The organism is Paenibacillus sp. MMO-58, assembly GCF_037146255.1.
Classification (GTDB): domain Bacteria; phylum Bacillota; class Bacilli; order Paenibacillales; family Paenibacillaceae; genus Pristimantibacillus.
In genome coordinates, this window is the sequence record NZ_JBBCVY010000003.1 from 335,445 (window position 1) to 357,541 (window position 22,097).

The window sequence follows — 22,097 nt, forward strand, 5'->3', positions numbered from 1 at the left end:
GGAGGTTTTCATTTGCCCGTTATCGTACAAACTCTATTTATCAATGCGCCAATTGAAGTTTGCTTTGATTTTTCCCGCAGCATTGAGATTCATATGGCGTCCACTTCTCAAACTAGGGAACGAGCGGTGAGGGGCCGGACAAGCGGCTTAATCGAAAAAGGGGAGACCGTAACTTGGGAAGCTACTCATTTCGGAATTCGCCAACAGCTTACGGCAGTGATTTCGGAATACGAGCGGCCATATCGGTTTGTGGATGAAATGGTCAGCGGAGCATTTAAACGGTTCAAGCATGAGCATCGCTTTGAGTCGCGTGATGGCGGAACGCTTATGACGGATATTTTCGACTATACTTCACCGCTTGGGCTGCTTGGCAGGGTAGCGGATGTCCTTTTTTTGCGCTCTTATATGGAACGATTTCTAATGCAACGGAACGAGTGTATCAAGCTGCATGCCGAAAAACATAGAGCTCAATAATTTGGATTACAGAAAATATATTATGTAAACTAATGAGTTATACGAACATAGAAACCCATAAGGGGGTTACGCAACATGACATCTCATGACCGGATTAGAATTCCGCCGGGATTCTGGACGGGGTTGCGCGAAATAGGCTTTTCCGTGCAAGAGATTACGGCTAAGGCACAGCTGACCTTAGACCAAATCGAGAGGCCGGAAGGAGTTACTTCGACGCAATATTTCGCGATATGGCAGGCTTATTCAGAGCTTGTTGGCGATATCGCCAAGGCTGTTGTCAAGCTTTCAACCGCTTATCAAACAAGGCAATACCCGCCGTCTATGTTGGCAACCTACCATGCCAGGGACTATCGTGATGCCCTAAAGCGCATGGCAAAATATAAACGGCTTTGTCCACCCGAAAGTTTGCATATCTCGGAAGAGGGTGAAGATTGTCTCATTCAACTAAGCTGGTCAGATCAACAGCAGTCCGGTCCGCCGATGCTTGTGGCGATTACGTTAGCGACACTTGTGGAACTTGGCCGGAGAGGTACAGGCCAGACGATCAACGCCAAGCTTGTTGAATTTTCATTTCCGCTTAAGAATGACGGTACGCTTGAAGCATACTTTGGCTGCCCCGTCCGTTTTGGTGCGGATAATAACCGACTGACGCTTAGGCGTTGCGACTTGGACCTGCCTTTTCTCTCTTATTAATGAAGAATTGCTCGACATTCTGACGCCTGCGCTGGAGCGCAGCTTAGATGAACGGAAAAACCATTTCTCCATCGTTCAAATCGTCGAAAGTATAGTAAAACGCGATCTGGCTGGCAGTCGTCCTGATATGCTGATCGTCGCGAGGGATCTTGGCATGAGCGAACGAACGCTTCAGCGCAGGCTAACGGAAGAAGGGACGAGCTTTAAGAAAATTATGTCCCAAGTCAGACATGAAATGGCGTTAACCTACTTGAAGGATCCCTGTCTTGAGATTCATGAGGTGGCCTTCTTAATCGGATATGAAGATCAGAACTCGTTCTATCGGGCATTCCGCTTATGGGAAGGGGAGACGCCAGCGAATTGGCGTGGCAAACATAACGGTACGTCCTGTTCTTTGGCGCGTTAAGCAAGAAAATTGGCGCGGTGAACTAGTTACCTATCGCTCCGGACAAGGTACTATATTCTCTATCCCAAGTAACAAAGGAGACAGAGAATATGGATATGCGTTTAACGAACAAGACAGCGTTGGTGACAGGTTCAACCAAAGGAATTGGCAAAGCTATTGCTATAGAGCTAGCCCGGGAAGGCGTTCATGTGTTGATTAACAGCCGTGACATGGAAGAGACAGAGAAAACCGTACAGGAGATTAAAGCGTTATTCCCTGCAACCACTCCGCAAAACGCGGCAGCCGATCTTACGGATAGGATGCAGCTTGAAGCCTTGTTTGAGAAGCATCCGCAAGTGGATATCGTGGTGAACAATGCGGGCGTTTACGAAATTATGGCTTACGAAGACGTGAGTCATGAAGTCTGGGAGCGATACTTCCATACGAATGTACTCGCAGCCAATGATTTATGCCAATACTATATGCCTACAATGCTGAACAACGGCTTTGGCCGCATTCTATTTATTGCTAGCGAAGAAGCGCTTATGCCATCCGGCCAAATGCCGCAATATGCGATGACCAAATCGATGTTATTGTCCTTATCCAAAAGCTTATCCAAATTAACCGTAGGTACGGAAGTAACGGTGAATTCTATTTTGCCCGGGCCAACGCTTTCCGAGAACGTGCAACAGATTATCGAGCATCTTTATTCGGATGAAGCTATTCCTTTTGCGGAAAAAGAGAAAAGATTCATGGCCGCAAATCTTCCCCAATCGGAAATTCAGAGATTCATCAGGCCAAGCGAGATCGGCAGATTAGCTGCTTTCGTATGCAGCCCGGATGCTTCTGCCTTTAAAGGTTCGCCTATCCGGATGGATGGGGGAATGGTGCCGACTATTTTCTAAGTTAAGTTAAACAAAAAAACGGCTGCTGCAAGTGAGTACTTGGGCAGCCGCTTTTTTATGCTTTTGGTTCGCTGATGTTATATTTTACTTTCTCTTCATCGCTTAACGTATAGAAATGCGTCACGCTGCGGAGAAACGTTGTACCGTCCGCAATTTTGACCATATCGTCATTATAGCCAATAATCGGAAGAGGCGGTCTTAACCGCATCCGGTCCTGATAGACGATAACAGGCTCTTTGGAAGCCATCACTTTACGGATTTCCTCATCCGTTTTTAGCTCATTCGCAGCTGTAATATGAGGGGTTTCAATCATGGATTATTATCCTCCTAAAGTTTACTTCGCAAGCCTTCCTCGCAACATTCGTTAATCAGACATTGAGTACTAGCATGTCCCTTTGATGGTAAGAACATTCCTGAATAACCGAAAAAAGCTAGTTTTCCTTAGCCTGTTCTGCTCTTTGGTCTTGGATTTGTGCGTCAAAAATGCGAAAACAGCGCATCAATCCTCTTAAACGGATTGTAAAACAGAAAAAATGCGGTGATTTTTGAAAAAACCGCACAAATCATGATTCACAAGCCGTGTCGAAGCTACTATACTTATTCCTAGATAATGATAATCAATTTCAATTATAGGAGTTAGTCAAACATGAAAAAAATGACACGCTTTACACAACTGGCAATTATTCTAATGCTGGTTGCCCTCTTGGCCGCATGCGGCAGCAACAATAACGGAAATAACTCGGCTGCAGAAGCAACAACGCCTTCGGCCAACGCTTCTTCGGCGAATTTGTCCGAACAGCCTGCTGACGAAAATGCAGTGCGTACTCTGAAGGATGCGATGGGTCATGAAGTTCAAGTGCCTGCTCATCCGAAAAAGGTGCTGGCACCGTTTCTGGAAGACCCGCTTACCGCGCTAGCCTTGAAGCCAGTGGCTCAATGGGGCGCTGCCGGCGTTCCGCAGCAATATTTGCAGGACCAGCTTAAAGACGTCCCCGTGTTGAATATGGAAGGCGGAATGAAGCCGGAAGAGGCACTGTCCTACGGCCCTGATCTGATCATCTTCCTGGCGCCGACTTATCTGGCGGACGGCAGCTACGAGCAATTTGCCAAAATTGCCCCAACTTATGTCCTGTCCGACAACGAGGCGGACTGGAGGGGGAATCTCGAAAAGCTGGGCACATTGCTCAATGAAGAAGATGCCGTAAAGACAGCACTCGAGAAGTTCGACAAGAAGGTAGAGGATGCGAAGGCGCAGTTAGGCACTCTTCCTTCCGAGAAGACTGCTGTCCTGCTGCAAGCGGACGGAGAGAAGGGCTTTAAGCTGTTTGGACCCAACTTCTACGGAGGCGAGACGCTTTACAAAACGCTTGGTTTCAAGCAGCCTGCCATTGTAACGGGCGATTACGATACGTTCTCGATTGAGAAGCTTGCAGATTTGAAGGATGTTGATTATATCTTCGTCATCTCGGGTCCGGGTCGCGGCAAGCCTCCGGTAGACAATTCCTTATGGAAGTCTTTGCAGGCGGTTCAGAACAATCAAGTATTCGATGCGGATTCCGGTCATTGGTTTAACGCCAACATTATCGCTAACGGTCTGATCATCGACGATATATTAAAGGATATCCATGAATAATAAACGAACCGGTCCTGGCCAGCAATCTATGATTGCGGCCAGGCTTTGTTATCGGCTGCTCGACGTACAGGTGCTGCGGGATGATCCGCAAGCGCCTGTTTCCGATCGTTCCTTTATCATAACAAATTCCCAAGTGCTTCTCCTGTCAAATTCAAGCGATGGGCGGCTTATTATCGACGGGAGGCTGCATCTGTTGAAGCCGGGCTGGATGTATGTCTGCGCGCCTGGTCAATTAATCGAATGGACCAATTATATCGCTCAGCCGTTAGAGCTGCTTATGCTTGAATTCGATATTTATGAACGAACGGCAGTATCCCATGAGCTTCAAGCCACTGTTCGGGTATCAGGCACCGGGCCGCTGTTCCCGTTCCCGAGCGAGCCTGTCATATCTCCCGCTGCTGTGACAGGCCGGTTATACGACTCGATCCGGGATAGCTGGAAGCAGGGTACGGCATCTGCCAGGCTTCGATCTGAGGCGGGGCTGCTCGAGTTGCTTAGTCTCGTGTTATCCAATCAGGAGCGGCAGACGGAAATGGCACTAGAGATGGCACGATTAGAGCTTGAACGGCATTATACGAGTGAGATTGCCATTGACTCGCTTGCGCGGATTGCCGGACATAGTCGGTTTCACTTCATGAGGTTGTTCAAGGAGCGCTATGGCAAAGGGGTAGCCGAGTATAGAACGGAGCTAAGAATTAGGAAAGCGAAGCGCCTCATGAGCGACGAGAATTTGACGCTTGCCGAAATCGTTGAGCGGATCGGCTACAAGAACGAAAGTTATTTCAGTAGCCTGTTCAAGAAGCATACGGGTTTCGCACCGGTTGTTTACCAGCGTAACAGGCAGCAAAGGATAGCCGCGTATAGTTGGATTAACCTCGGACAGCTGTTGGCGCTGCAGATGATTCCGGTTGCGGCGCCGCTCGATCAATATTGGACGGACCGGTACCGGAATAGATACGATTTTGAAGTACTAACGCCGCTTAGTCATCACTATGAATTCAATCTGAATGCGCTTCGTCAAGCCGAACCCGACCGGATTGTGGCGATTGAAGAGTTTATCCCGCCGGAAGAACAGGAAAAGCTACAGGAGCTTGCGCCTGTCTTATTTCTTAGCTGGAGGGATAATTGGCGAACCCATCTGACGAAGTTAGCCCGATTCTTGAACCGTGAAGAGGATGCCGAGGCATGGCTTAGAAGGTATGATCGGGATGTCATTGCCGTCAAGAAAAGAATAGCACCGCTTCTCAGCGGGAAAACCGTTCTCGTGCTTGCTGTCGGCAATAACAGCATATCGGTATGGGGTCATCTAGCAGGCACCGTCCTTTACGATGATCTGGATATCGGTATGCCTGAGGCTGTTCGGGATATTAAATGGCTCGAACAGGTTACTCCTTCCGAATTATCAGGCTTTCAAGCTGATCGGATTCTTGTCCATGTTGAAGGGGGCAGAGCCGCGGAGGAGAGATGGGCGTTGCTTTCCCGTAGCCTGGAATGGCATTCGCTGCCGGTTGTCCAGGCCGGAGCTTTTCATGTCGTTTTCGGGTACGGATGCTTTGAGAGACCATGGAATGAATATGCGGCTGAACCTATCGGGCGATTGCTGAATGATATTCCGGCGTTATTTGGTCTTGCGGAGGAATAGGATCAGGTACGGGGACTCTATTAGTAAACCATACTCTATATGGTATAATAGAGGAATATTTCCTATCTTAACGAGGAGCCTTTGAACTGATGCCTAATCTTACAAAGCTATTTATCAGCTCCGTTGCTCAGGATGCGCTGACACCGCTAAGAAACCGGACATTTGAAGAATTTACCTTGCTGGGCCACCAGCCGGAAATGTATGAGCGAACTTTCGGGCCATGGCCGATGGATATAAGCGGGGTAGAGCACTGCTTGAACATGGTCAGGGAATCCGATATTTTTTGCTTGTTCCTCTATAATAAAGGCGGCAGTATGACCGACACCGGTTACACCGTCACTCATCGGGAGTTCTTATCGGCTCTTAACGCAGGAAAAACGTTGTTTCTCTATGCGGAGCCTACCATTACGAAGAAGTATTTTATGTCCGTCCGCCGGGTTATGTACAGCTTTATTGAGCGATTCAAGCAGAGTCATCGCAGAGAGCCGTCCAATCGCGAGTTAATGGATTATCTCGAATTGACAGCGGAAGCTCAGCCTTCCGATATTCCAAGCAAATACGAAGTGGATCTGTATATTTGGGTCATGCTCTATGACATTATCGACAGACACGGAAAATATCTGCTGGACATGCCGATTTGGGAGTAGGCATTGATTGGAAGCCTGTTCTTAGCGATATTCTAAGAGAAGGAGCTTCTTATTTTCCGAAAAAAGCGGAATACATGGAAAGTATCGATACGCTTGCGGCGTTAGCGGAGTTCTCCGAATTTGTTCAGAAGGTTGTAAAGGACCATTTGATCATTCGTGAGCTGTCACAGCTAAGGCTGTTATTGGCACGACTTCAAGGTATTATTAAAGGGGCGGAGATCAAGCAGCTGCGTATTCATGACCTTACGCTTGGCAAGCTTCGAAACTGTACGGCGATCTGTCTGTTTCAGCATAGCAATGACGTATTGTCGTGCATCGAGGCAGCAGGGGATACGGCCGGCGGCTATTCGTTTCATGTGAGCGATCCTAACTCTTACGTATCTTTCACCTACAATACAAGAGCTGAAGGAGAGCCGGTATTGTTTTATACGGAGGCCAAACGGATGTTTTACCTGCTGTATAAGCTGGGTGAGTACGTGATCTCTTACCATTTTCCCGAGGAAACAAAATGGAACCAAAATATGTACGTGGACTACACGGATGATATAAAAAATGGTATACTGATGGCACATTCCAATGTAATGATTTTTGATTTCATCCATTCCGCCTTAAGGGGGTTGCAAAAATGAGCTTGAACAAAATTAAGATGCGACGGGTTCAGAACACGAACCATCCCAAATATACGATCCATCCTGACTTTAACCCTGCAACCAAGGTCGTAATCGTGAACAAAGGGATTACGATTGGCCTAACGGGAAGCAAATTGCCCGAGCTGCCGAAGGATTCCGTTTTGTTTGTCGATACGAATCGTACAGACACCTACACTTCCCGCAACAAGCTGCAGCGGATGAAAGAACTTAATCAGTCTTTAAAGAGCTCAATCCTCGTATCGGAGGCTTAATAGGAAATTTAACTGAAGACCCGCAGCTTGCGGGTTTTTTGCGTAAATATCGGGTAATAACATTCTGAACAAGGAGGCGACAAACCGTGGAAGAAGTTACCTTTAACCAACAGAACATGTTCGCGCATGTTTTTAAATATGCTCCAATCGGAATCGCATTGATCTCGCTGGATCGCAAGTGGATTGACGTCAATCCCGCTGCATGCAAGATCCTCGGACATGAAAGGCCAGAGCTGATGATGCTTGATCCGGCCGATCTGATTTTCTCGTCTAGACGCGAGAACCTGAGCAGAAAATTCAAGCAACTGCTAGAGGGGAAAATCTCGACCTTAAATCTCGAAAAAAGATATCTGCTGAAAAACAACGCTACCGTATGGGTGTCCCTGCATATCTCGTTAGTTAGAGACGGTTCGGACGGGAAGCCTTGGTACTATATTGCCCAGATCGTTGATATCACCGCAACCAAGATGACCGAGCAGAAGCTGCAGGAATCGGTAGAGCGCTATACGTCACTTAAGAAATACAATCACGATACGATCATCTCCTTCGACCTGCAGGGCAAGATTATCGGCGGTAACGTGATGGCGGAAAAGCTGACCGGACGTCAGGTATCGGAATTAATCGGGACAAGCATTGCCAGCGTTATCGGCGAGGACAATCTGGCGCGCATACTGGCCGATAATGAACCGTATACCGAGATTGAAAGCTCGATCAACCATCTTCTGCATGTGGATGGATCTTATTTAGAGGTTCTCGTTACGATCGCGCCTATTATCGTAAATAACCGAAGTATCGGCTTCTATTTGCTGATCAAAGACATTACCGAACAGAAAAAGCTGCTGATCGAGAAGGAAACGGCCGTACGAACAAATGAGGTAAAAAGTGAATTTATGGCGATGATGAGCCACGAAATACGTACTCCGATGAACGGAGTGATCGGCATGACGGATTTGCTTCTCGATACGCCGCTGGATGACGAGCAGAAGGAGTATGTGTCGATAATCCGTAAGAGCGGGGATACGTTGCTTGGCATTATTAACGATATTCTTGATTTTTCAAAAGTGGAATCGGGCAATGCGGAATTAACGGTGGAGCCTTTTAATTTAAACGAGGCGATCGCGGAAACCTTTGATACCTTAATGCCCAAAGCATTGGAAAAAAACCTGGAATTGAAAGTATGCATCAGTCCCGGAATTCCGCAAAATGTGATTGGCGACTCGCTCAAGATTCGTCAGATAATGCTGAACTTGATCAGCAATGCCATCAAATTTACGCCAAGAGGCTCTATCGGCGTCTCCGTAGACAAAGCCGAGGCCGAAGGCGAGTACGTCAGACTTCATTTTGCCGTGAAGGATACAGGGATAGGAGTTCCGGAGGACAAGGTGCCTTATTTGTTCGAGCCGTTCTATCAAGCCGATCATTTTATGGTGAGGCAGGAGGGCGGAACCGGTCTAGGGCTTGCCATTACGCGTAAGCTCATTCAATTAATGGACGGTCAGATTTACTGCGAGCCCAATCCTGGAGGAGGAACGATATTCAGGTTCCATATTCTGATCCAAGCCGAGCTGCTGCCGGCAATTCCCTTACATGAATCCATTACGGAAAAAGCACCGCAGCCGGAGGAAGAGCTGTCCATTCTGATCGCGGAAGATAACGAGGTTAACCGGCTTGTCTTAATCCGCATGCTGGAAAAGCTTGGCTATCGTCCAAAAGCGGTATCCAACGGTGCCGAAGTTGTGGAAGAGGTCCGCAGGAAGAAATACGATATCGTATTTATGGATATACAGATGCCGGTTATGAACGGAATGGAAGCATCGAGAATTCTGCGCAGGACCATTGAACCGGGTAATCTGCCGTACATCGTTGCCGTTACGGCTAACGCGCTAGTTGGAGACCGGGAGCGGTACATGAGTGCGGGGATGAACGAATATATAAGCAAGCCCCTGCACAGCTCGGCTGTTCTTACCGTGATTCAGAAATGCTTGGAAGGCAAGCGCAGGAAAGTAACGAGTTAACTGTATAATAAGGATAAGCCGCGCGGGAGCGCGGTTTTTTGCTGCTTCTTTTAGGGGAGAGCATCGTTGTGCCTGAGCGTAATACCGGTGTAAATCTGCTATGAAAACGTTACTAATTTATGAGGTATTTCAGGCAGACTGGTTGTGCTATAGTTGTCGCATTCGAGCAGATAGGTATGGAGGATGTGTAACGATGATTACAAAAATCAACTTGGAAGGCACTTGGGAGCTTCAGCTGGACGAAGAGAAAACAGGCTTGAAGGAGCTCTTTAACGATACCATTACTTTACCAGGAACAACATCGCATGCAAGAAAAGGAAAGCGAAATCAAAGCGTAAATGTAGATTGCCTCACCGATGAGTATGCGTTTGAGGGATGGGCTTGGTTCTCCCGTAAATTCGATATTCCGGCAAATCTTGACGGAGCCAGAGTTAAGCTGTACCTTGAGCGCACGCGCGTAACAACGGTCTGGATCGACGGGGAGGAGCTGGGAACGCAGAACAGCTTAAGCACGCCGCATCTGTATGAATTAACAAAGCCGCTGACAGAGGGCTGTCATACGATGACGGTTCGGGTGGATAATACGAGCTATCCGACCAAAGGCGGGCATATGACGTCGCGGGACACGCAGACCAACTGGAACGGGATAACGGGTCGCTTGGAACTGCAGTTTTACGGTACGGCATTCCTGGAGGATGTGCGGACTTACCCTAATGTTCAGGATCGGTCGGTAACCGTTAAGGCCAAGCTGGTGGGCGCATCTGCAGGAACGATCAGCGTCTCGGCGGTAGGCGTAAACGGTGTTATTCGGCATGAAGCGGAGGCCAGAACTTACGATGTCTCTGGCGGGGATTTCGAGCTTTGTTATCCGCTTGGTGAAGCAGCGCTTCTCTGGAGCGAATGGTCGCCGAATCTGTATAACCTGAAGCTCGAATTACAGCAGAATGACGTGACAACGGACGTACATGAGTCGACCTTTGGCTTGCGGTCATTCCGAGCAGAGGGCAGTTCCTTTACGATTAACGGCGCAAAAACTTTTTTGCGGGGCAAGCATGACGGTTTGATTTTCCCACTGACCGGCTTTGCTCCAACAACGGTAGAAGAATGGCTTCAGGTACTTGAGACAGCCAAGTCATATGGGATCAACCACTATCGGTTCCACACTGCTTGTCCGCCAGAAGCGGCTTTTGAAGCCGCGGATTTGCTCGGTATTTACATGGAGCCGGAGCTGCCGTTCTGGGGCACCGTAACGGACGAGACGTATGACAATCATAATGCGGAAGAACAGCAGTACCTGATCGAAGAAGGCTACCGGATGCTGAAGGCGTTCGGCAATCATCCTTCCTTTGTCATGATGTCGCTTGGCAATGAGCTGTGGGGCAGTAAGCAACGGATTGACGAGATTTTGAAAAATTACAAGGCATTTGATAATCGGCCGTTGTATACGCAAGGCTCGAATAATTTTCAGTTTGTTCCCGTCATCCTGGAGCATGAAGATTTCTATTGCGGCGTTCGTTTCTCGCGCGATCGTCTGTTCCGGGGATCGTATGCGATGTGCGATGCTCCGCAAGGACATGTGCAGCTTGGACCGCAAGGCACGTTAACCGATTATGATGATGCGATTCTGCCGCAAGCAGTCAAGGAAGTAACAGGGAAAGCCACCGGGCAAGGCGGGACTATCCAGATTCAATACGGAACGGAAGCGAAAACCGTTGAAGCGGATGCTGCCGAAGGCGAACTCGTATCGCATATTCCGGTCGTCTCCCATGAAATCGGACAATACCAAACCTATCCTGACTTTAACGAGATAGCCAAGTATACAGGTCCACTCAAAGCACGTAATTTTGAGGTATTCAAGGAGCGACTGGAAGAGAAAGGATTGGACCATCTCGCGGAAATATATCATATTGCCTCCGGCAAGCTTGCGGTCGACAGCTACAAGGAAGAGCTGGAAGCCGCATTCCGTACAAAGCAGCTGGCTGGCTTCCAGCTGTTGGACCTTCAGGATTTCAGCGGGCAAGGAACGGCTCTTGTTGGCGTGCTGGATGCTTTCATGGAATCCAAAGGGCTCGTATCGCCTGAGGACTGGCGGACCTTCTGTTCGGATGCCGTGCTTCTGGCACGGTTCGCGAAGTACAATTACAAAGCGAAGGAATCCTTCGAAGCTTCCATTCAGCTCCGTTACCTGAGACCGGAACCGCTTGTTGGCTTCAAGCTGGAATGGGCGCTGGCAGCAGGGGAAGCTCAACTGGCCAGCGGGGAAGCAATCGCATCGGCAAACGCTTCAGGAGACTATGTGGACATTGGCTCGATCTCGTTCAGCCTGCCGGATGTACGGACGATGACGAAGGTATCTCTCCAACTGCGCATTGCCGGTACCGATATCCGGAAATCGTATGACCTATGGATTTATCCGGACGGGATTGAAGCCGACAAGAGCGGATTAAACCTGTTCGACGGGCTGACCCCAGAAGCTGCCGCGCTGCTTGAGATGGGAGAACGCGTTGTCATCATGCCACAACCCAAGCAGCTGGAAAATGCCATTGAAGGAACGTATTGCGTGGATTTCTGGTGTTACCCGATGTTCCGGTCGATCTCGGAGAGCATGAACAAGCCGGTACCGGTGGGTACGATGGGACTGCTTATCGATCAAGAGCATCCGCTGTTTAACCTGTTCCCATCCGAGATGCACTCCACGGAGCCGTGGCGTCAGCTTGTGGAAAACTCCCGCTCCATTATTTTGGATGGTACGGATCGGGCTCTGCAGCCAATGGTACAAACGATCGATAACTTCGAACGCAATCATAAGCTTGGAATGGTGTTCGAATGCAAGGTTGCAGCGGGAAGCCTGCTAGTGTGCGCCGTGGATGCCGAGCAAGCGGGACAAACGCTGGAGGGACGCCAGTTCCTGTACAGCTTATACGAGTATGCGAAATCCGAAGACTTTAAACCGCAAGCAAGCCTCGAGTTGTCCAGACTGCGCGAGCTGCTTCGTTAAAAATAGCAAACGTAAAATACGCCTGCTCCCGGTTATGCCGAGGCAGGCGTATTGTGCTTGGGCAGAGGTTCTATAAAAGTTAGAACTTATCTCGAAAGGGCAGAAGGGGTATCATTTTGTTCAGATTCTGGAGAAAGGGATGAGCAGGCGATGAGGAAAAATATAATCACAGCCCTGTTTGGGCTTGTTGCCATGTTATGGACGATAGGTTTTATTGTGATCCACCCCTATTCAACTTCTTCAACGAACGATATCTACCTGATCCCCGAAGGTCATGAAGGCGATATTCGAGTGAATTATGTAAACGCAGCCGGAGAGCGTACCCCGATTGATAAGCTATGCGTGTGCGTCAAAGGCAATGGGTCATCCGAAATCGATTCAACAATTACTAGACATACGGATCTATCCTTAACCCGGACGAAATGCGGAGAGGATTACATGGTGTGGGGCTGTTAATCCCGGTCGTATCGCTTTACGATTGGGAACAAAGTCCAGTTTTAGTTAATTTCTTCTTATTTATGATTCACGGACCAAATAATCGAGTAAAATTTGGGAAGGGAATTAGCCGGCTTTCATGTGGAAGGCAGGGTAAGGAGGGATGGATACGGATACGATATGGCGGATCCGTAGCGCGCTAAGAGATTACGCGGAAGCGGTGTACCAATTCATCCGAGAAATACTTAAACGATATACCTGGCTGACTACGGTATATGCGGTCTGGTGCTGGATATCGCTGCTGCTGTTTATCGCGGGTTTATTCCTGTATCGCGATTCGCGTACGATGCTTGTTCAGTATTTATGGTCATTTTACGTAATGCTGCAGTTCTGCATGTTATGCCGCAGCAAGACCTTTACTTGGAAGAAGACGGCCTTGTTTATGCTGCTTGGAATCTTCCTCGTTATCCCGGTTACGGCCTGGACGCTGATGGGCGTACATGGGGTGGTCGGAGGCCGAACATCGGACACCTGGTCTCAAGCGATTATTACTCCCATTGTGGAGGAGATATGGAAGCTGCTTCCCCTTGGGTTGTATTTATTGTTCTCGCGGCGGGCGTCTGCTATGAGTTTAAGCGATTACACGCTAGCCGGAGCGGCATCCGGGGTAGGCTTTCAACTGATGGAAGAGCTAAGCCGAAGATGGCTCAATTCCGGGATCATCGGGCGGACCTACGGATACAGCACGACGATGCTGGGTGGCGAGACCATTCACTGGGATTTCTGGACGTTGTTCCCCGGCCGATTCGAAGAAAGCATATTCCCGACGATCATGACCGTCAGTCATCCTGTACATTCGGCAATGGTTGCATTAGGGTTGGGGCTTGCGGTACGATACCGCAAACGGCTGACTCTTTGGATATTCACATTGCCCGCGTTGTTGCTTGCATGGTCCATTCTGGATCACGCCGCCTACAACGGGCAAAATTCTTTGCCGGATTGGTTCATGACGATAAGCGAATGGACCGGCAGCGGCTATCATACGAAAAATACTTTTCTGCTGATGCTGTTATTGGGTATTGTTTTGGATTACATAGCGCTTAACCGCGTAAGAAGCCAGCTTCCGATGATGGCACGGGAACGATTCCTTGACCCTCTTAACGAGTTGATTCAAATGTGGGGAGCTTTTTTTCGGAAGAGGGAAAGCTTTCACACGGTTTTGGCTTTGGTTCGGGAACGGCGTGAGATGGGTTTTTCGTTACTCTATGGGAATGCCGAAGCGGTATCCGTTCAAGAGGAATTGCGCATAAGGATGCTGCACCATTACCGTGTGGCGGCAGCACTTATCTTGTTATTGGTAGGCGTGGGCATTCTCGCAGGCTTTACTGCTTATTGGCAGGGACATATGCAGGTTGAACCTTCTGCCTGCTTCTCCTGCATGTTCGACTCGCTGCAGAATTGGTGGGACCGTCTCAGCTTTAGGGAAAAAGGAGCGATTCTGCTAGGAGCTTTTTCTCTTGCGCTGCTGTTTGTTGGCTTCTGGCCGGCGCTTGGCTTTGCCTTTACTGCGATTAGTATTCCTGCCAGCGGTCATGAAATAGCGAAGGACATTCGGGATCCGAAGCGGCTGCTTACTCCCGAGAATGCCGCTGCCGCGCTGCTTGCGCTGGCTCTCAGCCGAGTGCCTTTTGGACGGTTGGCCAAGAAAAGCGGCGAGCGTATTGAGAAATGGCTGGAGAAGCTGCTGAAGCGTAAGGGTAAGCCTAAACCGGACATCCCGCATAAACGACCGGACGTTGACGGGCCGCAAGAGAAAGGCGATAGCGGCAAGCCGGAGGACAAAGAGGCTTCCAAGAGCCCGGATGAGGAAGATTACGTACACTGGAGCAAGGCCAAATACAAAGGCGTAGAGCTATATGACAGCCGCAACGGGGCTTTGGGCGAGTTCGACGGCATCGACGTTGAGAACGGTATTTTCTATGAGGCCAAATCAGCCGAAGGCTTGAACCGCATTCATCCCAAAACCGGCAAACCGCAGCAGACGCCGCAACAGTTCACGGATAAACAGCTCTACCAGAAGACCAAAACCCGAATTAATAATTTAATGCAAAAAGCGGTTGGCACGCGTACGACGCCTGACGGGACATCCGAGATTCCGAGCTTGGAAGATATAAAGAGCATTCGCCGCTTTCAGTTTCAGCTTGACGGAGACTCGCCGGAGCTGCGCGCCGCTGCGGAAAACAGCTTGAACCGGCTGCGCCAGGAGTTTCCCGATTACACATTCTCAATCAGATTTGGAGTGAAATAGACATGTCGATCAGCGCATTTATACTCGATCCTGAAGATGAATTCGAACGTGCATTTATGCTGCCGGTTGCTACGGAAGCATTTTATAAGCAATACTGGGAACCGGCAACCGAGGAACTGGGGCTCCAATGGACGGCATTATTCCAAGGCGGAACGGATGTCGAGCATGAAGATGTTCCCGCCATCCTGGAGGAGATCGGTAAGCTGAAGGAATGGGTAACCGTCAAGATGGACGGAGAAGCACAGGAGCATATGCTGCGCAGGCTAAAGCTGCTGGAAACGGGACTCCCGAGTGCCTTTCGGCGCGGGGACACGGTCGTGCATATCGGTTAATACGAGAGGGAGAAATCATGGACCCGAAGATCAAAGCTTTGTTTTTGGACGAATACGAGGTAGAGGGTGCCGCAAGGTTTGGGGTTGACCCTGAAGAGCTGACGTTTATTGGAGGCTTTCAAAATTTTATTTATTCTTATCAGCGTGAGAACAGGAAATACATCCTCCGCTTCACGCCAAGCACTCTTCGCACTAGGGAAGGAGTGTCTGCCGAACTGGAATGGGTTCGTTATCTGGCACAGCATGAACTCTCAGTATCCGTTCCCGTGAACTCGAAGGAAGGGAAACCATTCGAACTAATCGATGGGAACGGAATTTCGTTTTACGCGAGTTCGTTTACTTATGCGCCGGGTCGCAAGATCGGATACCCTGAATGTTTGGGCAATCCCTTTCTGTATGAGCAATGCGGGCGTATTACCGGCCGTCTTCATGAACTGTCCAGATCGTTTAAGCCAACTGAGGCAAGCAAAAGACATACATGGGAAAAGAATGAATATCTGCTGCGTGCTGCGGACTATTTGCCGCAAGATCATCTGCCGATTCTTCAGGCGCTGTACGGAATCAAAACAGAGCTTGCCGCGATGCCCGTATCAACGGAGCAATTCGGACTTATCCATGGCGATATCAATGTAGGTAATTTTACAGTAGACGAGTCAGGTGAGTTGACGCTATTTGACTTCGACGAATGCCAATATAGCTGGTATACCGAGGATATTGCTATCCAGCTTTACTACCTGCTGTATGTGTTTGGTGAAGATTCGAAGCCGGAACGAAAGGAACAATACGAGCTGTTTATTGAGCATTTTGAACGAGGCTATACGGAAGACGGCCGCCAAATGCCCCGCAATTGGAAGGAGCAGCTCGTGTTATTCTTGAGGCTTCGGGACATTATCGTCCTGGTTGGCATGCATAGGAGCTGGGATTTAAGTCAACCCGACGACTGGACGCGGGATTTTCTGAAGGATAGTTGGACGCGGATTACGAACGGGAATTCATTGATTGACGGGTTTTGATGTGAGGGTGGGTTCGGGGGCTTAATTAGAAGAACAAGAAAGACAGTCGGCAGATGCTGACTGTCTCTTTTTTTGTTTTATGAAGTCACCTAAAAATGCCATGGATACATAATACAATACATAATTTTTTAACATAAGTCTATTACTTTTTTGGCATTAATTGTATCGTATTAAAGCGGCCGCAATAAATGAAAGGGAGGAGAGCCAGCATGATTACGCTTCGAAAAATTACGTTGGATAACCGTCGTGACATCTTTAATCTGGAGGTATCCGAAGATCAGAAACGATATGTTGCTTCGAATCTCTCAAGCGTAGCTTCTTGTTATGTACTTGCTACCAATGGGGGAGCTCCGTTCCCGTTTGCTATTTATGCGGATGAGCAACCTGTCGGATTCGTCATGATTACGCATAAAATAACAAGCTATGATCTTCCGTCCTTTGCGGAAGACAGCTATTGCATCTTGCGTCTGATGATCGACGCGAAGCATCAGAACAAAGGATACGGGCGTGAAGCCATGGCGAAAATACTGGCGTTTATCCGCACCTTCCCGGCAGGCCCCGCTCGTTATTGCTGGATTCCGTATAAGAAGGAAAATACGCCAGCCAGGAAGCTTTATGAAAGCTTTGGCTTTCGCGACAGCGAAGAGGTCCTCCATGACGAAGAGATAACCGTTTTGCAGCTTTAAAGGAGGAGGAATCTCTCATGCATTATAAGAGTTGTCTGGAAGAGGCTTTACGAGCTTACTCATTTGACGAACCGGAGTTTGAATTCATCCGGCATAACGAGAATATGACTTACAAGATAACGGATAAGAATGCAAGTTATTTGCTGAGGCTGCACAAGCCGATTGCCCGCAACATGAACGGGATCCAGACCACACCGGAAGGAATTTGCTCCGAACTAGCTTTTTTGCTCGCTTGGTCGGCTCACGCCGATCTGCCTGTACAGACTCCGGTTGCCAATAGTGATGGGGAACTGGTCACTATGATTCGAATCGGTCAAGAAGAGATCCCCTCTACCGTCTTGCATTGGATTGATGGCGATGTCTTGTCAAAGCAAGAGATGAACAGCGAGGAAGAAGCCCGTACCTTGGGTATTCGAATCGCGAAGCTCCATCAATTCTCTCAAAGCTATGAGATGGGATCGGCTTGTACCCGGCCGGAATATGGAACGGAATGGATTCATTCCATGATCTTTAAATTGCGGCGCGGAGAAGAGCAAGGTATTCTCTCCGGCAAACATTTTCAAATCCTCGAGCGGACGATGCTAATGATGATCGAATGGATGACTTTATGGGAATCAACTCCTGGAACCTGGGGGTTCATTCATGCTGATATCAATTACAGCAACTTGATACGTTCTCCCAAAGGAATTTCAATGATTGATTTTGGTTTGTCGGGATATGGGTATTATGCGATGGATCTCGCAATGGGCGCTTTACTCCTTGAGAGCAAGCATCGGGATGCCTTATTAGCCGGCTACGGCAGCTGCATGACAGGAAGCATTGATCTCGCTCAGCTAGAGTCCTTTATGTTTCTTGCGATCGTTGGCTACTACACCTTTGTATTAAGCCAGCCCGATAAGTTAAGTTGGATCGAAGATCATATTTCCGGTCTGGTTGACCATATCTGTCTGCCACTGCTCAGCAGCAAAAGAGTGTTCTATACGATCTAAATAAATGAAAATATTAGTATTCAAAGCTGTCGAAGCCAAATTCGGCAGCTTTGAATTATAGGTATAGCATAGCTATAGATGATTTTTACCAACCAGTATTTGGTTATTAATGGTAGACTATTGAGGAGAATGTGAACCTAGGAGCGAATCTATTATGAAAAGAATAACTGACGAAAAAATATTCGAGGCTGATATATCGTCGTTGCAAGCGGCGATGGAAGCGGGCGAACTAACGTCCGAGGCTTGCGTTCGCTGGTATTTGGAACGAATTGAACGGATAAATCCGACATTAAGAGCCGTGCTTGAGGTGAATCCCGACGCCATCTCCATTGCGCGGGAGCTGGATAAGGAGCGGGTGGAGCTTGGTGCAAGAGGACCGCTTCACGGCATTCCGATACTGCTTAAAGATAATATCGATACGGGAGACCGGATGCATACCAGTGCGGGCTCTGTAGCTCTCGCGGAGCATTTTGCCCCTGCGGATTCAGCTGTAGCCGGGCAATTAAGAGCAGCGGGAGCCGTCATTCTCGGGAAGGCAAATATGACGGAGTGGGCGAACTTTATGTCTGGCTCGATGTGGGCGGGATACAGCTCCAGAGGCGGACTTACTTTGAATCCATATGGACCGGGCGAGCTGTTCGTAGGGGGCTCAAGCTCCGGGTCGGGCTCTGCTGTAGCTGCTAATCTGTGTACCGCTGCCATTGGAACGGAAACATCAGGCTCCATTATCAGTCCGTCCTCGCAAAATGGCATTGTTGGCATGAAGCCAACCATAGGTCTTGTCAGTCGGAGAGGGATTATCCCGATTACTCAAAGCCAAGATTCTGCCGGTCCAATGACCCGGACGGTCAGGGACGCCGCGATTTTGTTAGGAGCTATGACAGCCCTGGATCCAACAGATGAAGCTATGCACGATGCTGGCCGAACAGCGCATACGGATTATACAAGCTTCCTGGATGCGCAAGGCTTGCAAGGCGCAAGAATCGGTATCCCGCGGCATTACTATCAAGGACTTGATGAGGCAAGAGCCGAAATTATAGAGCGGGCAATCGCTTTGTGCGCTGAACTTGGGGCCGTTATCGTGGATCCCGTGACTATGCCTTGCGAGAATGCGAGGTGGGATTGGGATGTTATGCGTTACGAGTTTAAAAAAGGTCTGAATGATTATTTAGCCGCAGCCGGTAACGGTGCATACATCCGGACCTTAGATGAACTGATCGAATATAACGAAGCCCATCGCGATACGGCACTCAAATACGGGCAAAACGTATTGATCTGGTCGAATGAAACGAGCGGAACGTTAACCGAGCCGGAATACCTCGAAAGCCTTAGGCTTAATCATGAAACCGCGCGGAATCAAGGAATTGACCATGCTATCAAAGCACATAAGCTGGACGCCTTGCTGTTCCTCGGTAACGAGGAAGGGCTAGATATTTCCGCGCGTGCGGGTTATCCCGCCATTACCGTCCCGGGCGGTTACGCAGAGACGGGCATTATCGCTGAAGGGGGCTATACGACCAAAGGTCCGCAGGGTATTACGTTTGTCGGTACCGCCTACAGCGAGCCTACGCTCTTCAAGTTAGCCTATGCCTATGAGCAGGCAAGCAAATGCCGTCGCGCACCGGTCGACCCGGTTTAACTTTAGGCTTTCGATTCCTTTAATTGCGCGGAACGAGCACGCCGCCAGCTCATAAGGACCAAAGTTAACGCAATAACCGTTAGAATAATCCCGAGGATACGAAACCCGGTAAAGCTGAATTCTCCTCCCATTACTATGCCCGTCAATAAGGACGAAATGATGGTGCCGAGATATCGGGAGGTATTAAATAAGCCGGAAGCGACTCCTATGATTTCTTTTGGCGAGCTGTCGAACAATGCCGTTTGCATACCGACGCTGTTGAGTCCGTTGCTTATTCCAAAGGCAGCTAAGGCTATGCAGACGCTTATAACGGGCGAGCTCTCATTCAAAGTCACGATCCATACGGAACCAAATACCATTAGAATGGCTGACACGAACAAAGCGGGCCGAGGGCCGGACTTGTCGATCCATTTGCCTGCAAGCGGGGACGCCACAAGTGAACACAGGCCTAAACTTAGCATCAGCATGCCGGTATGGAATTCGCTGACATGCCGAACGATTTGCAAATAAGACGGTAATCCGAAAAATAAAGAGTAGAACAAAATGTTCACCAGTATGAATTGAACATTAACCCACGTCATCGCCGGGTATTGGGCTATAGTCCGTAACGGGATAAAAGGGGATTTTGCTTTTAGCTCATGTCTGACGAAAGCCCCCAGCGATATAAGCCCAATCAATCCGATAACGATGTAGCTGAGCGAGACTTGGCCGGTAGACTTTGCGGACAATAATCCAACAAGCAGGGCAACCAGTCCCGCGGTAAACAGCAGGATCCCTGAAGCATCGATCAGATCAAGCCATTTGCGGATGGTAAGGCCGCGAACGGGGGATGTCTCCGGTTTATCCTTGGGAATGGTTCTCCACGCCAGCAAGTAGCTGGCTATGGCAAACGGGATGTTGACGAAGAAGATCGCCGGCCAATCCCACCAGTGGATGAGCATGCCGCCAACAAAGGGACCAATAGCTGCCGCGCCGGATAAAAAGATGGACAGAACAGACAGCGCGGCAGCCTGTTTATCCGTTATATAGATACGGACAATAGCCATGCCTACGGCAACCATCATGCTTGTGCCTATCGATTGAATAATGCGGAACACGATCAGCCAGCCGAAGCTTGGTGACAATGGCGCTAATAGCGACGCTAGAAAGGCAACAACAAGACCGTACAGGAATATATTTCTTCGGCCGAATAAGTCGCTGGCTCTGCCCATCACGGGCTGGGCAACAGCGCTCGCAATATAGAAAGAAAATATAATCCAGGACACACCGGTGTAATCAAGCTTGTAATCGTCTTGAAGCCTTGCGATTGCCACAGATATCATTGACGAATTTAAAGGGTTGAGCAGGATCCCTAATCCGACGGCAATCATTAACCATCTGTCGCGAGTATTCAAATAAAGTCACTCCTCGATTTATCTTGAATTCATCGTACGTTAAGTGCATCATTTATTCCAACGCATTTCATGTTATAATTTCATGGACTTAAAGGAATATACGGATGGTGAATATCATGGAGCTTCTGCAATTGCAATATTTCTTGACGGTAGCCCGGCTGGAGCATGTCACCGAAGCCGCGCGGCATCTGCATGTCACGCAGTCATCGCTTAGCAAGACGATTCAACGTTTGGAAGAGGATTTAGGCGTGCCTTTATTCGACCGGGTAGGCAGGAAGCTGCGCCTGAACGAATCGGGAAGCCGATTCCTGCTGCGTGCTGAGCGGGCTTTGTTCGAGCTGGATCAGGGCAAGCAGGAGCTGAATGATTTATCGAGCTCGGAACAAGGAACGATAGAGCTCGCGGTGAATACGGCAAGCATGCTGCCAAATATTCTGCGAGAATTCCGCAAGAAGAAGCCCAATATTCAGTTCCACGTGCAGATGCTGACGACCCAAGAGATGGTGGCGCATCTTCATAGGGGAGATATTGATTTCTGCCTGTCCTCGCCTCCGCTTGAGGGCGAAGATATCGAATGCCGGATCATGTACAGAGATCCTATCCTATTAGCGGTTCCCAAATCGCATCGTCTGGCAGGGCGGAGCAGCGTATCCTTACCCGAGTTGAAAGACGAATGGTTCGTTGGGGTGAAGAAGGGTTACGGTACCCGTGACCTGGTAGACTCCATATGCAAAAAGGCCGGTTTTGAGCCCAAGTTTGTGTATGAAGGGGATGAGCCTGCGAGGATTAATGCGCTTGTTGAAGCCGAAATCGGAATTGCGTTTATACCGGGCACGGCTAGAAATTCAAACGGACAGATTGCTTATCTAGAGATAGAAAAAAACGAGCTCGTGCGGGAAATCGCATTGTTATGGCATAAGAGCCGTTATGTATCGCGGGCTGCTCAATCTTTTCGCGAGGTTGTCGTTAATTACTTCGAGACGTTATCAAAGGAAAATAATTAATGCA

19 protein-coding genes and 1 pseudogene are annotated in these 22,097 nt (G+C 48.9%); 18 read left to right on the top strand and 2 right to left on the bottom strand.

Annotated features, from left to right (window positions below):
• Window positions 1-12: 12 nt before the first annotated feature.
• The 3 genes and pseudogenes from WFJ73_RS12610 to WFJ73_RS12620 all read left to right on the top strand — a co-directional run bounded on the left by WFJ73_RS12610 (window position 13) and on the right by WFJ73_RS12620 (window position 2,457).
• Window positions 13-474, top strand: coding sequence for an SRPBCC family protein (locus WFJ73_RS12610; RefSeq protein ID WP_336773394.1), 462 nt, complete (start codon window positions 13-15; stop codon window positions 472-474).
• Window positions 475-549: 75 nt separating this feature from the next.
• A pseudogene (locus tag WFJ73_RS12615) lies at window positions 550-1,573 on the top strand (AraC family transcriptional regulator ligand-binding domain-containing protein).
• Between the two features lie 89 nt (window positions 1,574-1,662).
• The gene (locus WFJ73_RS12620) at window positions 1,663-2,457 is read left to right on the top strand and encodes an SDR family NAD(P)-dependent oxidoreductase (RefSeq protein ID WP_336773395.1); all 795 of its coding nucleotides are present in this window, start codon (window positions 1,663-1,665) and stop codon (window positions 2,455-2,457) included.
• Between the two features lie 55 nt (window positions 2,458-2,512).
• Here the strand turns inward: WFJ73_RS12620 and WFJ73_RS12625 are convergent, their stop codons facing one another.
• Window positions 2,513-2,770 carry a hypothetical protein gene (locus tag WFJ73_RS12625; RefSeq protein ID WP_336773396.1) on the bottom strand — a complete coding sequence of 86 codons (258 nt, stop codon included), beginning with the start codon at window positions 2,768-2,770 and terminating at the stop codon, window positions 2,513-2,515.
• A gap of 333 nt (window positions 2,771-3,103) precedes the next feature.
• Between WFJ73_RS12625 and WFJ73_RS12630 the strand changes: the two genes are divergently transcribed.
• The 14 genes from WFJ73_RS12630 to WFJ73_RS12695 all read left to right on the top strand — a co-directional run bounded on the left by WFJ73_RS12630 (window position 3,104) and on the right by WFJ73_RS12695 (window position 19,695).
• Window positions 3,104-4,090 carry an ABC transporter substrate-binding protein gene (locus WFJ73_RS12630; RefSeq protein ID WP_336773397.1) on the top strand — a complete coding sequence of 329 codons (987 nt, stop codon included), beginning with the start codon at window positions 3,104-3,106 and terminating at the stop codon, window positions 4,088-4,090.
• Window positions 4,083-5,732: an AraC family transcriptional regulator gene (locus WFJ73_RS12635; protein ID WP_336773398.1), complete on the top strand. Its 1,650-nt coding sequence runs from the start codon at window positions 4,083-4,085 to the stop codon at window positions 5,730-5,732. Before WFJ73_RS12630 ends, WFJ73_RS12635 begins: the two co-directional genes overlap by 8 nt.
• An 89-nt stretch (window positions 5,733-5,821) precedes the next feature.
• Window positions 5,822-6,379: a DUF4062 domain-containing protein gene (locus tag WFJ73_RS12640; RefSeq protein ID WP_336773399.1), complete on the top strand. Its 558-nt coding sequence runs from the start codon at window positions 5,822-5,824 to the stop codon at window positions 6,377-6,379.
• On the top strand, window positions 6,370-7,008 hold the full coding sequence (locus WFJ73_RS12645) for a hypothetical protein (RefSeq protein ID WP_336773400.1): 639 nt from the start codon (window positions 6,370-6,372) through the stop codon (window positions 7,006-7,008). Before WFJ73_RS12640 ends, WFJ73_RS12645 begins: the two co-directional genes overlap by 10 nt.
• Window positions 7,005-7,280 (top strand): hypothetical protein, encoded by a 276-nt coding sequence (locus WFJ73_RS12650; protein WP_336773401.1) that lies wholly within the window; start codon window positions 7,005-7,007, stop codon window positions 7,278-7,280. The genes WFJ73_RS12645 and WFJ73_RS12650 overlap by 4 nt, the downstream gene beginning before the upstream one ends.
• An 86-nt stretch (window positions 7,281-7,366) precedes the next feature.
• Entirely contained in the window at window positions 7,367-9,295 is a 1,929-nt protein-coding gene (locus tag WFJ73_RS12655) for a PAS domain S-box protein (protein WP_336773402.1), read from the top strand.
• A 193-nt stretch (window positions 9,296-9,488) separates the two neighbouring features.
• Window positions 9,489-12,293 carry a glycoside hydrolase family 2 TIM barrel-domain containing protein gene (locus WFJ73_RS12660; RefSeq protein ID WP_336773403.1) on the top strand — a complete coding sequence of 935 codons (2,805 nt, stop codon included), beginning with the start codon at window positions 9,489-9,491 and terminating at the stop codon, window positions 12,291-12,293.
• A 150-nt stretch (window positions 12,294-12,443) separates the two neighbouring features.
• The gene (locus WFJ73_RS12665) at window positions 12,444-12,749 is read left to right on the top strand and encodes a hypothetical protein (protein ID WP_336773404.1); all 306 of its coding nucleotides are present in this window, start codon (window positions 12,444-12,446) and stop codon (window positions 12,747-12,749) included.
• A 142-nt stretch (window positions 12,750-12,891) separates the two neighbouring features.
• A complete protein-coding gene (locus tag WFJ73_RS12670; RefSeq protein WP_336773405.1) occupies window positions 12,892-15,036 on the top strand; it encodes a PrsW family glutamic-type intramembrane protease in 2,145 nt (714 codons plus the stop codon).
• A gap of 2 nt (window positions 15,037-15,038) precedes the next feature.
• The gene (locus WFJ73_RS12675; RefSeq protein ID WP_317979505.1) at window positions 15,039-15,368 is read left to right on the top strand and encodes a hypothetical protein; all 330 of its coding nucleotides are present in this window, start codon (window positions 15,039-15,041) and stop codon (window positions 15,366-15,368) included.
• Window positions 15,369-15,385: 17 nt separating this feature from the next.
• Complete coding sequence (locus WFJ73_RS12680) at window positions 15,386-16,381, top strand: phosphotransferase enzyme family protein (protein ID WP_336773406.1); 996 nt, start codon at window positions 15,386-15,388, stop codon at window positions 16,379-16,381.
• Between the two features lie 209 nt (window positions 16,382-16,590).
• Complete coding sequence (locus tag WFJ73_RS12685; RefSeq protein ID WP_336773407.1) at window positions 16,591-17,067, top strand: GNAT family N-acetyltransferase; 477 nt, start codon at window positions 16,591-16,593, stop codon at window positions 17,065-17,067.
• 17 nt (window positions 17,068-17,084) lie between these two features.
• On the top strand, window positions 17,085-18,056 hold the full coding sequence (locus WFJ73_RS12690) for a phosphotransferase enzyme family protein (RefSeq protein WP_336773408.1): 972 nt from the start codon (window positions 17,085-17,087) through the stop codon (window positions 18,054-18,056).
• Between the two features lie 154 nt (window positions 18,057-18,210).
• The gene (locus WFJ73_RS12695) at window positions 18,211-19,695 is read left to right on the top strand and encodes an amidase family protein (protein WP_336773409.1); all 1,485 of its coding nucleotides are present in this window, start codon (window positions 18,211-18,213) and stop codon (window positions 19,693-19,695) included.
• A 2-nt stretch (window positions 19,696-19,697) separates the two neighbouring features.
• On the opposite strand, the gene WFJ73_RS12700 is transcribed toward WFJ73_RS12695, so the two are convergent.
• Complete coding sequence (locus tag WFJ73_RS12700) at window positions 19,698-21,089, bottom strand: MFS transporter (protein ID WP_336773410.1); 1,392 nt, start codon at window positions 21,087-21,089, stop codon at window positions 19,698-19,700.
• 116 nt (window positions 21,090-21,205) lie between these two features.
• Here WFJ73_RS12700 and WFJ73_RS12705 point away from each other — a divergent pair, with 116 nt between their 5' ends.
• Window positions 21,206-22,093, top strand: coding sequence for a LysR family transcriptional regulator (locus WFJ73_RS12705; protein WP_336773584.1), 888 nt, complete (start codon window positions 21,206-21,208; stop codon window positions 22,091-22,093).
• Window positions 22,094-22,097: the final 4 nt, after the last annotated feature.

Coding starts and splice junctions, on each gene's coding strand:
- WFJ73_RS12630 (WP_336773397.1), top strand. CDS start 3,104: ATGAAAAAAATGACACGCTTTACACAACTGGCAATTATTCTAATGCTG.
- WFJ73_RS12695 (WP_336773409.1), top strand. CDS start 18,211: ATGAAAAGAATAACTGACGAAAAAATATTCGAGGCTGATATATCGTCG.
- WFJ73_RS12685 (WP_336773407.1), top strand. CDS start 16,591: ATGATTACGCTTCGAAAAATTACGTTGGATAACCGTCGTGACATCTTT.
- WFJ73_RS12680 (WP_336773406.1), top strand. CDS start 15,386: ATGGACCCGAAGATCAAAGCTTTGTTTTTGGACGAATACGAGGTAGAG.
- WFJ73_RS12640 (WP_336773399.1), top strand. CDS start 5,822: ATGCCTAATCTTACAAAGCTATTTATCAGCTCCGTTGCTCAGGATGCG.
- WFJ73_RS12690 (WP_336773408.1), top strand. CDS start 17,085: ATGCATTATAAGAGTTGTCTGGAAGAGGCTTTACGAGCTTACTCATTT.
- WFJ73_RS12670 (WP_336773405.1), top strand. CDS start 12,892: ATGGATACGGATACGATATGGCGGATCCGTAGCGCGCTAAGAGATTAC.
- WFJ73_RS12650 (WP_336773401.1), top strand. CDS start 7,005: ATGAGCTTGAACAAAATTAAGATGCGACGGGTTCAGAACACGAACCAT.
- WFJ73_RS12620 (WP_336773395.1), top strand. CDS start 1,663: ATGGATATGCGTTTAACGAACAAGACAGCGTTGGTGACAGGTTCAACC.
- WFJ73_RS12705 (WP_336773584.1), top strand. CDS start 21,206: ATGGAGCTTCTGCAATTGCAATATTTCTTGACGGTAGCCCGGCTGGAG.
- WFJ73_RS12675 (WP_317979505.1), top strand. CDS start 15,039: ATGTCGATCAGCGCATTTATACTCGATCCTGAAGATGAATTCGAACGT.
- WFJ73_RS12635 (WP_336773398.1), top strand. CDS start 4,083: ATGAATAATAAACGAACCGGTCCTGGCCAGCAATCTATGATTGCGGCC.
- WFJ73_RS12625 (WP_336773396.1), bottom strand. CDS start 2,770: ATGATTGAAACCCCTCATATTACAGCTGCGAATGAGCTAAAAACGGAT.
- WFJ73_RS12660 (WP_336773403.1), top strand. CDS start 9,489: ATGATTACAAAAATCAACTTGGAAGGCACTTGGGAGCTTCAGCTGGAC.
- WFJ73_RS12665 (WP_336773404.1), top strand. CDS start 12,444: ATGAGGAAAAATATAATCACAGCCCTGTTTGGGCTTGTTGCCATGTTA.